The 13,886-nt window shown below is 72.7% G+C and carries 18 protein-coding genes; 10 read left to right on the top strand and 8 right to left on the bottom strand.

Annotated elements, in window-relative coordinates; genetic code table 11:
• The first annotated feature begins 85 nt into the window (after window positions 1-85).
• The 4 genes from psbH (at window position 86) to KBY90_RS05725 (ending at window position 1,587) form a co-directional block, all read left to right on the top strand.
• Window positions 86-286 carry a photosystem II reaction center phosphoprotein PsbH gene (gene psbH, locus KBY90_RS05740; RefSeq protein ID WP_254967512.1) on the top strand — a complete coding sequence of 67 codons (201 nt, stop codon included), beginning with the start codon at window positions 86-88 and terminating at the stop codon, window positions 284-286.
• A 30-nt stretch (window positions 287-316) separates the two neighbouring features.
• Window positions 317-643, top strand: a complete 327-nt coding sequence (locus tag KBY90_RS05735) for a TatA/E family twin arginine-targeting protein translocase (protein WP_254967511.1) — start codon at window positions 317-319, stop codon at window positions 641-643.
• Window positions 644-716: 73 nt separating this feature from the next.
• The gene (gene pth, locus KBY90_RS05730) at window positions 717-1,325 is read left to right on the top strand and encodes an aminoacyl-tRNA hydrolase (protein WP_254967510.1); all 609 of its coding nucleotides are present in this window, start codon (window positions 717-719) and stop codon (window positions 1,323-1,325) included.
• Window positions 1,326-1,329: 4 nt separating this feature from the next.
• Window positions 1,330-1,587, top strand: a complete 258-nt coding sequence (locus KBY90_RS05725; RefSeq protein WP_254967509.1) for a DUF3146 family protein — start codon at window positions 1,330-1,332, stop codon at window positions 1,585-1,587.
• On the opposite strand, the gene KBY90_RS05720 is transcribed toward KBY90_RS05725, so the two are convergent.
• The 3 genes from KBY90_RS05720 to ntcA all read right to left on the bottom strand — a co-directional run bounded on the left by KBY90_RS05720 (window position 1,565) and on the right by ntcA (window position 4,078).
• Window positions 1,565-2,008 (bottom strand): resolvase, encoded by a 444-nt coding sequence (locus KBY90_RS05720; protein WP_254967508.1) that lies wholly within the window; start codon window positions 2,006-2,008, stop codon window positions 1,565-1,567. The genes KBY90_RS05725 and KBY90_RS05720 overlap by 23 nt on opposite strands.
• On the bottom strand, window positions 2,005-3,261 hold the full coding sequence (locus KBY90_RS05715) for a DUF3084 domain-containing protein (RefSeq protein ID WP_254967507.1): 1,257 nt from the start codon (window positions 3,259-3,261) through the stop codon (window positions 2,005-2,007). Before KBY90_RS05715 ends, KBY90_RS05720 begins: the two co-directional genes overlap by 4 nt.
• Window positions 3,262-3,337: 76 nt before the next feature.
• Window positions 3,338-4,078, bottom strand: a complete 741-nt coding sequence (ntcA, locus tag KBY90_RS05710; RefSeq protein ID WP_254967506.1) for a global nitrogen regulator NtcA — start codon at window positions 4,076-4,078, stop codon at window positions 3,338-3,340.
• A gap of 201 nt (window positions 4,079-4,279) precedes the next feature.
• Here ntcA and KBY90_RS05705 point away from each other — a divergent pair, with 201 nt between their 5' ends.
• Both KBY90_RS05705 and dcd read left to right on the top strand, forming a co-directional pair.
• The gene (locus KBY90_RS05705) at window positions 4,280-4,891 is read left to right on the top strand and encodes a cob(I)yrinic acid a,c-diamide adenosyltransferase (protein ID WP_254967505.1); all 612 of its coding nucleotides are present in this window, start codon (window positions 4,280-4,282) and stop codon (window positions 4,889-4,891) included.
• 11 nt (window positions 4,892-4,902) lie between these two features.
• On the top strand, window positions 4,903-5,496 hold the full coding sequence (gene dcd / locus KBY90_RS05700; protein WP_254967503.1) for a dCTP deaminase: 594 nt from the start codon (window positions 4,903-4,905) through the stop codon (window positions 5,494-5,496).
• 52 nt (window positions 5,497-5,548) lie between these two features.
• Here dcd and thyX read toward each other — a convergent pair whose 3' ends face one another.
• Window positions 5,549-6,274, bottom strand: a complete 726-nt coding sequence (gene thyX / locus KBY90_RS05695; protein ID WP_254967578.1) for an FAD-dependent thymidylate synthase — start codon at window positions 6,272-6,274, stop codon at window positions 5,549-5,551.
• 7 nt (window positions 6,275-6,281) lie between these two features.
• The gene (locus tag KBY90_RS05690) at window positions 6,282-6,860 is read right to left on the bottom strand and encodes a thioredoxin domain-containing protein (protein ID WP_254967502.1); all 579 of its coding nucleotides are present in this window, start codon (window positions 6,858-6,860) and stop codon (window positions 6,282-6,284) included.
• Between the two features lie 84 nt (window positions 6,861-6,944).
• On the opposite strand from KBY90_RS05690, the gene KBY90_RS05685 reads away from it, so the two are divergent.
• Window positions 6,945-7,358 carry an NIL domain-containing protein gene (locus KBY90_RS05685; protein WP_254967501.1) on the top strand — a complete coding sequence of 138 codons (414 nt, stop codon included), beginning with the start codon at window positions 6,945-6,947 and terminating at the stop codon, window positions 7,356-7,358.
• Between the two features lie 3 nt (window positions 7,359-7,361).
• Window positions 7,362-7,853 carry a hypothetical protein gene (locus KBY90_RS05680; RefSeq protein WP_254967500.1) on the top strand — a complete coding sequence of 164 codons (492 nt, stop codon included), beginning with the start codon at window positions 7,362-7,364 and terminating at the stop codon, window positions 7,851-7,853.
• Here the strand turns inward: KBY90_RS05680 and KBY90_RS05675 are convergent.
• Window positions 7,840-9,849 carry a transglycosylase SLT domain-containing protein gene (locus tag KBY90_RS05675; protein WP_254967499.1) on the bottom strand — a complete coding sequence of 670 codons (2,010 nt, stop codon included), beginning with the start codon at window positions 9,847-9,849 and terminating at the stop codon, window positions 7,840-7,842. The genes KBY90_RS05680 and KBY90_RS05675 overlap by 14 nt on opposite strands.
• Window positions 9,850-9,905: 56 nt before the next feature.
• Here KBY90_RS05675 and KBY90_RS05670 point away from each other — a divergent pair, with 56 nt between their 5' ends.
• Entirely contained in the window at window positions 9,906-10,121 is a 216-nt protein-coding gene (locus tag KBY90_RS05670; protein WP_254967498.1) for a hypothetical protein, read from the top strand.
• 71 nt (window positions 10,122-10,192) lie between these two features.
• Window positions 10,193-11,593 carry a phosphoglucosamine mutase gene (gene glmM, locus KBY90_RS05665; protein ID WP_254967497.1) on the top strand — a complete coding sequence of 467 codons (1,401 nt, stop codon included), beginning with the start codon at window positions 10,193-10,195 and terminating at the stop codon, window positions 11,591-11,593.
• Here the strand turns inward: glmM and KBY90_RS05660 are convergent.
• Together KBY90_RS05660 and KBY90_RS05655 are read right to left on the bottom strand one after the other, a co-directional pair.
• Complete coding sequence (locus tag KBY90_RS05660; RefSeq protein WP_254967496.1) at window positions 11,580-12,548, bottom strand: N-acetylglucosamine kinase; 969 nt, start codon at window positions 12,546-12,548, stop codon at window positions 11,580-11,582. The two genes, glmM and KBY90_RS05660, sit on opposite strands and share 14 nt — an antisense overlap.
• Window positions 12,541-13,881 (bottom strand): IctB family putative bicarbonate transporter, encoded by a 1,341-nt coding sequence (locus KBY90_RS05655; protein WP_254967495.1) that lies wholly within the window; start codon window positions 13,879-13,881, stop codon window positions 12,541-12,543. Before KBY90_RS05655 ends, KBY90_RS05660 begins: the two co-directional genes overlap by 8 nt.
• Between the last annotated feature and the right edge of the window lie 5 nt (window positions 13,882-13,886).

Genomic DNA, 13,886 nt, shown 5'->3' with positions numbered 1-13,886 from the left:
CAGTCTCGACAGCCAGGGGCCGCCGGGCATCCCGGTTCCCGTACAGTAACCGCACCGAATTCCTGCGCGAGAGGTCCGGTCCTCCATGGCTCAACGCACCCGTCTCGGCGATCTCCTCCGCCCTCTCAACTCCGAGTACGGCAAGGTGGTGCCCGGCTGGGGCACCACCCCGGTCATGGGCGTGTTCATGCTGCTCTTCCTGGTGTTCCTGCTGGTGATCCTGCAGCTGTACAACCAGTCCCTGCTGCTCGAAGGGATCAATGTCAACTGGGACGGCGCCGGCTGAACCTGGCCACCACCCGTTCAGGGTCTCGCGATGAATTTCTTCGGCATCGGTCTTCCCGAGATGGCGGTGATCGCCGCCATCGCCCTGCTGGTTTTCGGGCCGAAGCGTCTCCCTGAGCTCGGGCGCAGCCTTGGCCGCACCCTCAAGGGGTTCCAGTCCGCGTCCTCGGAGTTCGAGAAGGAGTTCCGCACGGCCCTCTCCACCGTCGACGCCGCGGCCGAGAGAGGCGGCAACGCCGAGCTTCCGCTGCCTTCGGCCGAGTCGCCTGCGGCCGAGGCGCCCGCCGCCGCAGCCCCGGTCGCCGAGCCGGCCACACCGGCAGCCGCTGACACGGCCGGCGAGTCGACCTCCAGCTGAGCTCCATGACCGGACAGGTCCAGATCGTCGTCCGCAGGCCGGGCGTGGTGCCGGCCTGATGAATCCCGGCCCGATGAACCTGCGCCTCGTGGTCGGTCTCGGCAATCCCGGACATCGGTACGAGTCCACCCGCCACAACGTCGGATTCATGGCCCTGGAGCGCCTGGCCGCCGAATCAGGCGTGTCCTTCCGCCAGCAGAACAGGCTGCACGGGCTTCTCGCCGAGGTGGGTCAGGGGGCCTCGCGCCTGCGCCTGCTCATGCCCCAGACCTTCATGAACGACAGCGGCCGCTCGATCCGCGCCGCCCTGGACTGGTTCTCGTTCCAGCCTGCCGAGGTTCTGGTGGTGGTTGACGACATGGATCTGCCCCTGGGCCGGCTGCGACTGCGCGCCAGCGGCAGTGCCGGGGGCCACAACGGTCTGCGCAGCGCCATCAGCCACCTCGGCACCCAGGACTTCGCCCGCCTGCGCATCGGCATCGGGGCACCGGCCGACAACCCTGCCGAGCGCCGCGCCCGCACCGTGGGTCACGTGCTCGGACGGTTCGCCGCCGCCGAACAGCCCCTGCTCGAGGACGTGCTCAGCGAGGTGACGGCCGGGATCGGCCTGATCCAGCGCCTGGGCCTGGAACGGGCCGGTAACCGTTTGAACGGTTTCCGCGCCCAGCCTGCGCCAGCCTGACACCATGGCGCGTCTGCCTGCCACCACCGCCCAGCTGCGGGTGCTGCATCAGAGCTTCAGCAACCGGGTCCTGGAAGGGGAGGTCACGGCCGGTGGCTTCCGCTGGACCTTCTGCTGGGCCTTCGATCGCGGCGAGCTGAGGGTGGAGCCCTCCCTCGGCCGTGCCCTGATCCAGGATGCCCTGCTGCGCTTCCTGCTCCGCGCCGACTACCAGCTCGAGCCCGGCGGCGACTACGCCTTCACGGTCCGGGCCCGGTTCTGAGCGGCCCCGCCGCGGGCGCCAGCGTGCAGCCCAGATGGCGCTCCAGCAGCAGCTGGGCCACCACGTCATCGATGGCACGTGGGGGCAGCCGCAGCCCCGCCGGCAGCCAGCGTCGCCAGTGCCGCCGGCCTTCGAGATCCCAGTAGCGCTCTCTGGCCGCCAGGGTGGAGCCGCGCTCGTCCACCAGCAGCACCGTCAGGCCGAGCTGCCGGAGGTCGTGCTGCCAGGCGGCGCTGCCGGTGCCGTTGCCGAGCACCACCGCCGCCATCCCCTGCTGCTGCCACTGCGCGATGCGCTCGCGCGCCTCCTGCGGCGACAGGATCGCGGCGGCGAGCACGGTGCGGCTGAGGGGGTCGGCCAGCACCACACCGCACTTGCTGCGGCCGGGATCCACCGCCGCCAGCAGTCCGGCCTCCCTCACCGCCTCGGCCCCTGCGGAGAGGCACTCTGACCCTGGCGTGGTGGGAGGCGCAGCTCCACCGTGATCGGGTCCGGTGTGTCAGCATCGCGCAGGGCCACGGCCTGCAGCTGCACCACCTGGCCGCTGGGTCGTTCGCTCAGGCTGCGCACCAGTGAGCTGAAGGCGGTGGGATCGAACTGCAGTCCGTCCACGGTCGTGCCCTGGCGCTGGGCCCGGGCGTAGGCCGCCGCCAGCAGCAGGTTCAGCCTTCGGGCCAGCAGGTCGGGGCTGCGCAGATCCCCCTCGATTGTGGTGCTGGCCAGCACCTCCCCGGCGCTCACCACCCGGCGGTTGGGCCGCAGGTCGGGGAAGGCCAGCACCTGCTGCTCGCCGCGCAGCACGTTGGCCGCCGAGCGGATGCTCAGCACCCACGAACCGGGGCGTTTGAGCAACTCCTCCAGCCGGTTGATGTCGCTGGTGGGCACCAGCAGGATCTGGCGCTCCGGGGGATCACCCGGGCGCACGCGCCGGAAGGCATTCAGATTGGCCTGCTGCAGCACGGCGTCGATCACCCCGCGTGCCTGCTGGGGGCGTTCCAGCTTCACCTTGGCGCTGGCCAGGACTTCGCCGCTGGTGAGCACCACATCGCCGCGGCGCAGGGCGATGAGGTTCTCCTCCAGTTGCTCCAGCTCCTGGCTGCCGGCGTCGATGCGCTGGCGCAGCTGGGCCAGTTCACCCTCCCGGCGGCGGATCTCGGCGTCGCGTCCGGCCACCTCGCCGCTCAGCCGCTCCCGCTCTCCCAGCAGGCGGCCCCGCTCAGCCTGCAGCCGGTTCCGCTCGGCCTCCAGGCGGGCGCGTTCCTGGCGCAGGGGCGCCAGTTCGTTGCGCAGGGTGGTGGCGCGCTGTTCGGCCTGGGCCAGCTCACGCTGCACGCGCTGCTGGCCCAGCTGGGCCCGGGCCACCTGCGCCTGGCTGGCCTGCAGTTCACTGCGGCTTGATTCCAGCTGCACGCGGCTGGTGCGCAGCCGCTCGTCGATCTGGTCGAGCTCGAACAGGCCCCGGCGCAACCGCTCGCTCACCAGCAGCATCAGCCCCAGCGACACCGCACTGATCAGGCTGCCGGTGAGCACCGTGATCACCACGGCCGTGTGGCGCGGCCGCAGGCCGAAGAGGCTGAGCCGCGCCTTGCCCACGCGGCTGCCGAGGCGATCGCCGAGGGTGGACAGCACACCCCCGAGCACCAGCAGTGCCAGGATCAGCAGCCAGCCCGACACGGATCCGTCCGAACCGGCTCAGTATCCCGCGCCCCCCATGGCCGGTGTCGTCCTGCCGTCAGCGGAACGGCGCGCGTCAGCTGAACCGCTTGGCGAGGGCGATGGGGTCGAACACCGTGATCTTCTTGCGGTCGATCTGCAGCAGACCCTCCTGGCGCAGATCCCCCAGCAGCCGGGTGATCGTGACGCGGGTGGAGCCGATCGCCTCGGCGATCGCCTGGTGGGAGAGGCGCAGGTCGATGGTGATGCCCTCGGCGCCGGGCAGGCCGAAGTCGCGGCAGAGCACCAGCAAGAAGCTCACCAGCCGCGAGCTCATGTCGCGGTGGGTGAGGGTCTCGATCATCGTCTCCGTCTGCAGGATGCGCGAGGAGAGGCCCTGGAGCAGCAGCAGCCCCACGCTGGCGTCCTGCTCGATGGCGGTGCGCAGGGAGGTGGCCGGAGCGGTGATCAGCTCCACCCGCGTGAAGGCGATCGCGTGGTAGAAGCGATCGGAGCGCTGGCCGGTGAGCAGCGACAGCACGCCGAACAGGCTGTTCTCGCGCAGCAGAGCCACCGTGATCTCCTCGCCGCTCTCGTACACCCGCGACAGGCGCACCGCCCCCCGGCGCAGCAGGTAGACCCTTTCGGCCGGGTCGCCGGGAAAGAAGATCGTCTTGCCGCGATCGATGGATTCGGCGCTGCTGCCGCTCAGGCCGCGCATCACCTCCAGCAGGGTGGTGCTGTCCTGGGCGCCGCTGCCGATGGTGGTCACGGCGCCCGGGCTCCCGGTGGTGGGCGTGCTGGCGGTGCGGCTGAAGCCGCGGGTGGCGCCGACCATGGACCCGGCATGGATGTCGCGGAACCCTAAAGATCGGGCCGCCGCGACCCTGTAGCAACGCACACCGATCACGGGCGCGTCTCCGCCGCCGGGACGGCGGCTCGCGGTGCGCCTGATACGTCTGTTCGCCACCACAGGTGGTGTGCCCTCGTTGTGAACCGGCCTGAAGCCGCTACATTCAGCTTCGCGCCCTGCCCCGCCATGACCGCCAGCCTCAGCACCGGCCTCGGCGACACGCCCTACGGCGTGAGGCCTGCGGCGGTGGCGTCCACGGGTGTGAGCCGCCACCGGCCCGCCACGCCAGCGCCGGCGCCCCTGCGGCTGCTGGCGCAACCGGAGGGTCTGCTGCACATCCACACCGCTCCCTTCCGCGGCAGCTTCGCGGCCGTGCTCAGCCAGGCCCTGCGCACGGCCGGTCTGGGCAGCCGGGTGCTGGTCTGCCAGTTCCTCAAGGGCGGGGTGAACCAGGGTGTGGACGCCGGGCCCAGCCTCTGCGGCCGGCTGCGCTGGCTCCGGCCCGCCGTCGAGGCCTGCCTCGCCGAACCGGCGCACTGCTACGACGCGGCCGTCGCGGATGCGGTTCGGCAGGTGTGGGAGTTCAGCCGTGAGCAGCTGCTCTCGGCGACCGTTGATCTGATGGTGCTCGACGAGCTGGGTCTGGCGATCGACCTGGGCTTCATCGCTGCCGATGAGGTGCTCGCGGCACTCGAGCAGCGGCCGGCGCCGATGGATGTCATCCTCACCGGCCCGGCCATGGCGCCGGAACTGATGGCCCTGGCCGATCAGGTCACCCAGCTGCGCCGCGGCGTCTAGTCCGCTCTCCCATGCTCAAGAACGATCGCTGGATCAAGGAACAGGCCGCGGGCGGCATGCTCGAGCCGTTCCAGGAGACCCTGGTGCGCCACCTCGACCCGGCGGCTTCCGCCCGGCCGGTGCTCAGCTACGGCTGCTCCTCCTATGGCTACGACCTGCGCCTCTCGCCCCGGGAGTTCCTGATCTTCCGCCATGTGCCCGGCACGGTGATGAACCCCAAGCGGTTCAATCCCGCCAACCTGGAGGCGGCTCCGCTGCATGAGGATCAGGATGGCAGCTATTTCATCCTGCCCGCCCATTCCTACGGACTGGGTGTGGCCCTGGAGAAGCTGCGGGTGCCCGCCAACATCACGGTGATCTGCCTGGGCAAGAGCACCTATGCCCGCCTGGGCATCATCGTCAACACCACCCCCGCCGAGGCGAGCTGGGAAGGACACCTCACCCTGGAATTCAGCAATTCCTCCGGTGCCGACTGCCGCATCTATGCCGGTGAGGGCATCTGCCAGCTGCTCTTCTTCGAAGGCGATCCCTGCGACACCACCTACATGGATCGGGCCGGCAAGTATCAGCACCAGCCCGAGCGGGTCACCCTCGCCCGCATCTGAAGCGGCGCGGCACTCACGAGCTGGTCAGTTGAGCTGCTGAGAAGAGCTGGGGCTAGGGGGCGAGCCTGGCGCGATGCAGGCGGCTCTTCTCGTACCAGCCGGCGATCTCCGGGGTCCAGCTCTGCAGATGGGGCCAGAGCAGATCACAGAGTGCGCGGATCTCCAGCTGGGCGTCGAGCTTGGCGCGCAGGTCGAGGAAGTGCAGCAGGGCCCGCAGGCTGAAGCTCACCACGAAGTGCTGGCGGTAGTCGAAGGGCAGGATGCCGCGGGCGTGCTCCTCGGCATAGCCGGCGTCGAGCAGATCGCGGTAGCGCTCGGCGGCCTGGCGGCAGAGGGCGAGGTCGATGCTGCGCTGGGCGTCGGTGTAGCTGTATTTCTTGCCCTGACGGTCGGCGTAGTCCCCCACGGGCCGCAGGTAGAACACCTCCTCCAGCTCCAGCTCGCCGTTGGCGGCCCGCCGGATGCGATCGCCGGTGTAGCGCATCGACTGCACATCGAAGCTCACGCCCACCCGGTGGGTGCGCGCCTGCTGCATCACCGAGTGGGGGAACCAGCCCACGTTGAGCACGATCTGGGCATGCTCCAGCGGCCCGTAGTGGCCGCGCTCCCCGGCCAGCAGCCGCTTCACGCAGATCTCGCCGGCGCGGCGTTCATCGGGCCATTGCCCGGCTTCGGCGGCCACGAAGGTCTCGCTGTAGTCCTGGTGCATGGCCGCCCATACGCACTGCTGGGGGTTCGGGGTGGCGGCGAGGCGCTCCACCCGGAAGCGCGGGTCGATGCGGGGATCAGCCATGGCTGCGCGGGCCCGGGCTGGAGGCGGGGGCGGGGGCGGCGTCGAGCCGGCTCACGGCGCCGACACCGGCCAGCTGGGGCAGCGGTTCGCCGTTGAGCAGCGCCGCGGTGAGGGCGTCGAGCTCGCCGGCCGTGCGGGCGCCGATGGCGTGGCCCACGCTGGCGCCTCCGGCATCGAAGAGCTCCAGGTGGGGGATGCCGTTCACCGCGTAGCGCTCCAGCTCGGGTTGCCAGCGCGGGTTGTCGACGTTCAGCAGCACCACATCGAGGTCGCCGCGGCGGGCGCGTTCGATGCCGTCGATGGCCGGCGCCATGGCCCGGCAGGCTTCGCACCAGTCGGCGTAGAACTCCACCAGCGTGGGTCTGCCGTCGGCCAGGGCCACCGACAGCTCCGGGGAGCGCCGGGCCAGGGCCTCCAGGGGCGCCTGGGGTTGCAGCCCGCCCCGCAGCCACACCACCAGCACCGCCAGCACGGCGGCGATCGCCAGCAGCGCCTGCCGCTCCCGCCGGCCGGGCCCGGTCGTCTGCCCCGCCGTGCTCAGTTCAGGCCCGTTCATCTCGGCGGGTCGCATGGCGATCAGGACGGCGCATGGTGGATCCGGGCCGGGTGATGCAGGCTGGGAGCACTCTGCCAGGGACGGCCCCGCCAGCGCGCCATGAAGCGTCGTCTCACGCTGCATTTCCCACGGGAAGTGGTGCATCAGCCGATCACCTACAGGCTGGCCGTGGATTTCGACATCGCAGCCAAGATCCTGCGCGCCCAGATCGCCCCCAACCAGAGCGGCACCATGGTGGTGGAGCTCTCCGGCGACATCGATGAACTCGACGCCGCCGAGTCGTGGCTGGAGGGCCAGGGCCTGGGGCTGAACCGGGCCCCCGGGCAGATCGCCATCGACCGCGCCCTCTGCGTCGACTGCGGCATCTGCTCGAGCGTCTGTCCCAGCGGAGCGCTGAGCTGCACGGCGCCGGCCTGGGACCTGCAGTTCGAGGCATCGCGCTGCCTGGTGTGCGAGCAGTGCATTCCCAGCTGTCCGGTGGAGGCCATCGCGCTGGTCCTGGACCCCGTCTGAGCCGTGTCCGCCGCGCTGTCCATGATCGTGCCGTCGCTGCGCCTGCTGCTGCTGCCGCTGCGGGCGCCGCTGCTGCTGGTGCTGGTGGGCGTGGCGGTGTACATCGGCACGTCGTGGCGTCTGACGGAGCCGGAGGCCCGCGGTCTGCTGGGACTGCTGGGCTGGGTCTGGTCCCTGGATGCCCTGCACACCCTGGTGGTGGTGGTGGTGTGCTGCATGCCGGTGCGTCTGCTGCGCGCCATCACCGGGCTGATGGCCACCAGCCAGGTGGTGACCCTGGTGCTCACCCTGCTGATCGCGACTCTCACGGCCCTCTATCTGCTGCGTCTGGAGGTGCTCTCGCGGGTGCTGATCCTGGGCTCGGCGGTGCTGCTGGCCCGGGTGGATCTGGCCCGGGTGCGGGTCGTTCCGTCCCCCCTGGCGCTCTCGTTCGGCTTCGGCCTGCTGGTGCTGGTGAGCGGCGGCGCCGGGCGCTGGCTGGTCAGCCGGGGCTGAGGGCAGGTTCGCCGCAGGCCGGCGGACGGGGGGCCTGGAAGCTCCAGAGATTGCCCATCACCTTCTTGACGTACAGACGCGTCTCGGGGAACGGGATGGACTCCACCCAGAGTTCCGGCTCGCTGTTCAGGCGCGGGCTGATCCATCCGGCCACGGCATTGGGACCGGCGTTGTAGCTGGCCACCGCCAGCAGGGGATTGCCCCGCCAGCGCTGCAACATCCGGCGGAGGTAGCGGGCGCCCAGACGGGCATTGAGGGCCGGCTGCTCCAGTTCCGCAGTGTCCAGCGGGCGGCCCAGCAGTTCCGCGGCCGTGGCAGGCATCAGCTGCAGCAGCCCCACGGCGCCCACGGGCGAGCGCACGGAGGTGGAGAAGCGCGACTCCTGCTTGGCCACCGCCGCCAGCAGGGTGGCGGGCACGGCGGCCTCGCGGCCCGCCGCGTTGAGCTCGCTGATGAAGTCCGGGCTGTGCAGCTCCCTCTCCAGGACGCGCGTCCAGGGACAGCGGCCGGCCGGCAGCCGCAGGCTGGCCTGCTCCAGCCGTCCCAGCCCGAGCCAGTTGTCCCCCACCGCCCGGCGCAGCCGGCCCTCGTGTATCTGCTCCAGCGGATCGCCGCCCACCCGCTCCTCCTGCCCCAGGCGCCAGTGTTCCCAGGCCTCCAGCGGCTGGTCGAGGCGCCAGAGGCGCTCGAGGGCCGGGTCATCCTGGCCGAGGGGGTGCCAGGCCGTCGCGACCAGCGGCGGCGCCTTGAGGGGGTCCAGTTCCACATTGCCCCGGCCCAGCCGCACGGCGGCTCGCCAGCCGTAATAGCCGCCGGGAAGGGCGTCCAGCAGCTCGCGCCAGATCGCCTCGGCCCGCCCGCGCTCGCCCAGCTGCCAGTGGGCCAGTCCCTGCCAGAAGCGCCTGCGGCCCTCCAGGGGCGGGGGCAGCAGGCCGTCGAGGCTGGGCTCATCGAGCAGCAGCGCCGTCTGCGACCACTCGCCGGCAAGCGCCGCACGCCGGGCCTGCTGCCACTGCAGCTCCCAGCTGGCGGGATCAGCGGGCCAACGGCGCAGCACAGCCAGGGTGGGGCCGGGTTCAGGGCTCTCCCGGGCCAGACGGGCCTGGGCCGGGGCGCTGCCGCGCAGGGCGGGCGGCAGCTGGGCGATCGCCGCCAGACTCTCGGGGCTGCGTCCCTCGCCCAGCAGCCGCACCGCCTCCAGGGCCTCCCCGCTGGCGGGCGCGCGCCGGGCCAGCTCCAGCAGACGGGCCTCCGCCGCCGCCTCCTGCTGGGGGTCCTGCAGCAGAGCACGGGCCAGCGCCAGGCTCGTGGCGGGGCTGGCGCTGGCGTCACCCAGGCAGCGCAGTGCCGCCGCCGTGTCCCCCAGCTGGGCCAGGGCGCCGGCGAGCTGGTCGCGCTCAGCGGCGTTCATGGCCCGCTGGCCGGGAGCGCAGCGCTGGCGCAGCACCCCGGCGGCACCCGGCCAGCGGGGCCCCCAGCGGGCCAGGTGGAGCGCCCCCGCCTCGCCCAGCTCCAGTGCCGCTGCCAGGGCCGCCGGGTGGGCGGGGAAGCGTGCCAGCAACTGCTCTCGCAGTGCCGGCTGGGTTCGCCCGAGGGCATACAGGGCGTCGGCGCTGGCGGGGTCGCCGGGGAAGCGCCGCAGCAGCAGCTGCCAGCGGCTCTCGGCCAGTTCGGCCTCGCCCTGGCGGGCCGCCAGCAGGGCTTCGCGCTTCAGCACCAGGGCCGCCAGCGGATCACGTCCCCAGCCCTGGCTCTTGAGCAGGCGCCGTTCCGCCTGGGGATCGCCCCCATCCCGCTGGTTGTGCCGGCCCGCCAGCAGCAGAGCGGCTTCGCGGCGCCTCCCGGGATCGGGATCCAGCCGCCAGCTGCGCTCCAGGCTGCGGCTGCCGGCGTTGGCGGTGAGGGGAGGGCGCAGCAGGAGCAGCTGGCGGCCTGCCAGCAGCAGGACCGCACTGCCCGCGCAGCTCACGGCCAGCAGCAGGGGAAGACGCGGCAATGCGGTCCGGGCGCAGCTGGCGGCATTCTGGTGGCCATGCCGTCCTGGCTCCGCCGATGCGCCGGCCCTCGCTGCCTCCCTACCTCTCCAGCCTCCCGGGCGGGGCGCAGCGCCTGCGGGCGCTGCGGGTGGCGGCCCTGGCGGGGCTGGTGCTGCTGCTGCGGCCCTTGGTGCCGCTCAGCTGGCTGCCGGGCTGGGTGGTGGGCGGCCTGCTGCTCTGGGCCCTGGCGGAGCTGTGCCGCTGGGTGTGGTGGCCGCGTCGCTGGCGCTGACCCGGCTGGCACCGACCCTCTGGGCGCCAGGGGCGGCTGGACATACGCTGGCGCCACGACAGCCCACGCCCATGTCCCTGCCGAGCGTGCATCCCGTGGGCCATCCGATCGGTGGCCCGCTCGACGGCGATCACGTCAGCTTCGGGACCGATGGCATCCGCGGCCATGTCGGCAGCCAGCTCACCCCGGCCCTGGCCCTTCAGGTGGGGTACTGGTGCGGGCAGGTGCTCCCCGGCGGTGCGCCGGTGCTGATCGGCAGGGACAGCCGCCGCAGCGGCCCGATGCTCACGGCGGCGCTCACCGCCGGACTGACGGCGGCGGGTCGGGAGGTGTGGCAGCTGGGCATCTGCCCCACCCCCGCCGTGCCGGGCGCCATCCGGCGCTGTGCCGCCGCCGGGGGGCTGATGGTGTCGGCCAGCCACAACCCCCCCGGGGACAACGGCATCAAGGTGTTCGGACCCTCCGGCGCCAAGCTCGGCGCTGAGCAGCAGCAGGCGATCGAGGCCGGCCTGGCCGGCCGCCTCCAGGCGCCGGATCTCTGCGCCACGGGCCAGAGCCGCGAGCGCGGCGACCTGATGGGCGCCTACCGCCAGGCCCTGGTGGCCAGCGCCGAGGGGCAGAGCCTCGAGGGCTGCCGGATCGTGCTCGATCTCTGCCACGGGTCCGCCACCGCCTGTGGCGAGGAGGTGTTCCGGGCCCTCGGGGCCCAGGTCACCGTGCTGCACGGCGAGCCGGATGGCGCCCGCATCAACGTCGACTGCGGCAGCACCCACCTCGAGCCCCTGCGGCAGGCGGTGCTGGCCGGCGAGGCCGAGATGGGCTTCGCCTTCGATGGGGACGCCGACCGCATGCTCGCGGTCGACAGCCGCGGCCGCGTGGTGGATGGCGATCAGATCCTCTATCTCTGGGGCTCGGCGCTGATGACCGTCGGCGCCCTCCCCGGCCGCCGCATCGTGGCCACGGTGATGAGCAATCTCGGCTTCGAGACGGCCTGGCGGGAGCGGGGTGGCGTGCTCGAGCGCACCCCCGTGGGCGATCAGCACGTGCACCGGGCGATGGAGGAGCTGGGTGCCGGTCTTGGAGGAGAGCAGTCGGGCCACATCCTCTCCGCCCGCCATGGCATGAGCGGCGACGGTCTGCTCACCGCCGTGCAGGTGGCCACGCTGTTGCACGGCCAGGGTCTCAGCCTGGCCGACTGGATGGAGGCCAGCTTCCGCCCTTATCCCCAGCGCCTTGTGAACGTCCGGGTGCCGGATCGCCAGCGGCGGCAGCAGTGGAGCCAGTGCGAGCCCCTGCGGCGCGAAGTGGAACGGGCCGAAGCCGACATGCAGGGCCAGGGGCGGGTGCTGGTGCGGGCCAGCGGCACCGAACCGCTGCTGCGGGTGATGGTGGAGGCGGCCGAGCCCCGGCTGGTGAGCCACTGGGCCGACCAGCTCGCCGCCGCTGCCGAGCAGCACCTCAATGCCGCCTGAGCTCCGGCAGCGCCCGGGCCAGGCTGAGGGCTCCGGCACAGGCGTCCCCCGCTGGCCTGGCCAGCCGGGCTGAGGGCAGGCCGAGCGCCAGTGCCTGTTCCAGGGCCTGGCGCAGTGGCGGCAGATGCTCGAGCGCACCGCCCAGCGGCCAGATCGGCGGGGCCTCCAGGTTCAGCCGGCGGCTGATCGTGATCGCCATGGCGGCGAGGGCCTCGGCGTTGCGACGCACGATGGTGCCGGCGGTGGGGTCCCCGGCCGCGGCGGCCGCCGCCACCACCGGCGCCAGCGCCGCGAAGCCGGCCGCGCCGAACTCGGGTTGCACCACCCGGGCCTTGATCGCCGCCGCCGCGCCGGGGGCGCGGGCACTCAGGCCGAGGGCCTCCCACAACCCCTCCCGCAGGTCGCTGTCGGGCCGGCGGCCATCGGCCATCTCCAGGCTGGCGCTGAGTCCGTCGCGGCCGATGTCCATCGCCGAGCCGGCGCCATCGAGCAGCCAGCCCCAGCCGGCGCAGCGGTGCTCCGCGCCCTGACGGTTGCGTCCCACGGCGATCGTGCCGGTGCCGCTGATCAGCAGCACCCCCTCGCTGGCGGGGCCCATGGCGCCGCGCAGGGCCGTGCGCTCATCCCCGGTCACCGCCGTGCACTCCAGCGGCAGATCCAGGGCCGCCGCTGCGAGCCGCAGGCCCTGCTCCTGCACGGGGCTGCCCACCTCGATGCCGCTGGCACCGACAGCCGCCGCCAGCAGCCGGACCCTCTGCGCAGGGTCGAGAGCCTCGAGGGCCCGGCTCAGGCTCAGCCTGAGGGCCTGCTGGAAGGCCTCCGCCCCGCCGGGGCTGGCCAGGTGGCGGACCCCGGGACCCTCCCCTTCGCAGAGGACCGGGACGCCCTCGGCCTGCGCCAGCCGACAGCGGGTGTGGCTCTGGCCGGCATCGAAGCCGGCGATCAGGTCAGCCAAGCCGCTGCGCCCCTCCCGGCCCGCCCGCCGGCGCCGTGGCGGCGGCCAGGGTGGCCAGGCAGAACCAGCCGGTGAGCTGCACCTCCGGCCGGAAGAAGATGGTGTCGGTGAGCCCCTGCACGCCCAGCCCGGCGATCACTGCCAGCACGCCCATCGCCGGCAGGGCCAGGGCGGGCTGGCTGCGCCACAGGCCCAGGGCCTGCCTGGCGCTGGTGACCACCAGGCCGATGCCGGCCAGCAGGCCCGGGATGCCGGCCTCCACCGCCAGTTCCAGGGGGATCGAATAGGCACTGAGGGCGTTGAAGCGGGGCTGCTGGTAGAGGGGGTAGATGAGGTTGAAGGCGTCGTTGCCCGGCCCGATGCCCAGCCAGGGTCGCGCCTGGATCATGTCCAGCGCCGCCAGCCAGACGTTGATGCGGAAGTTGTTGGAGCTGTCGCCCCGCCCCGCCAGCAGGCTCAGCACCCGCACCCGCAGCGCCTCCACCTGCACCACCAGCACCACGAGCACGGCCGCCCCGCCCAGCAGCACCAGCAGCGGCGCCAGCCGCCGCCACAGAGGCGGCCAGTGGCGGGTCTGCCGGATGGCCAGCATCAGCACGATCACGGCCGCCGAGGCCACCAGCCCCATCCAGGCCCCGCGGCTGTAGGTGAGCACCAGGGTGGCGATGCCCAGCGTCAGGGCAGCCAGGGCGAACAGACGCCGGGCCGGCCGGCGCCAGCGCAGGGCCGCCACCAGGGCCAGGGGCAGGATCGGCAGCAGGTAGCCCGCCAGCAGGTTGGGGTTGTCCAGCGTGCTGTAGATCCGCACCGTGCCCGCCGCCACCGACGTGGGGTCCACCCAGCGGGCCAGCTGCGAGGTGTCGGCGTAGAGCTGCCGCAGGCCGATCACGCTGGTGACCAGCGAGCCCCCCAGCAGCGAGCCCACGATCCGGTCCCACCACTGCGGGGCCGCGCCGAGCACCTCCTGCATCAGGGCGTACACCCCCAGATAGCTGACCAGCTTCAGCAGCCCCTTGGCCGCCGCCGCCGGCACCGGCGAGAAGCCGGTGGCCAGCAGCGACACCGCCAGGATCGCCAGGATCCAGGCGTTGATGGCGCCGATCCCCCGGGCCGGACGGGCCAGTGCGAGCAGCAGCCACAGCAGCCCGCTGGCCAGGATCAGGAGGCTCAGGCCGGCGCGGGTCACCAGGGGAAGGCCCGCCATCAGGGCGCAGAGCACCACCCCGGCGATGGGCACCAGGCGGCTGCCCACGGGGCCGACGCGCCAGTCGGCCAGCAGGCCCTGCCAGCGCAGCAGCAGCGGGGTGGCAGGGGAGAGGCTGGAATCACCCACGGCGA

It is taken from the genome of Cyanobium sp. CH-040 (genome assembly GCF_024346135.1).
GTDB lineage: Bacteria > Cyanobacteriota > Cyanobacteriia > PCC-6307 > Cyanobiaceae > NIES-981.
The sequence above is the reverse complement of the archived record's forward strand: the minus strand, read 5'-3'. Positions and strand labels throughout refer to the sequence as shown.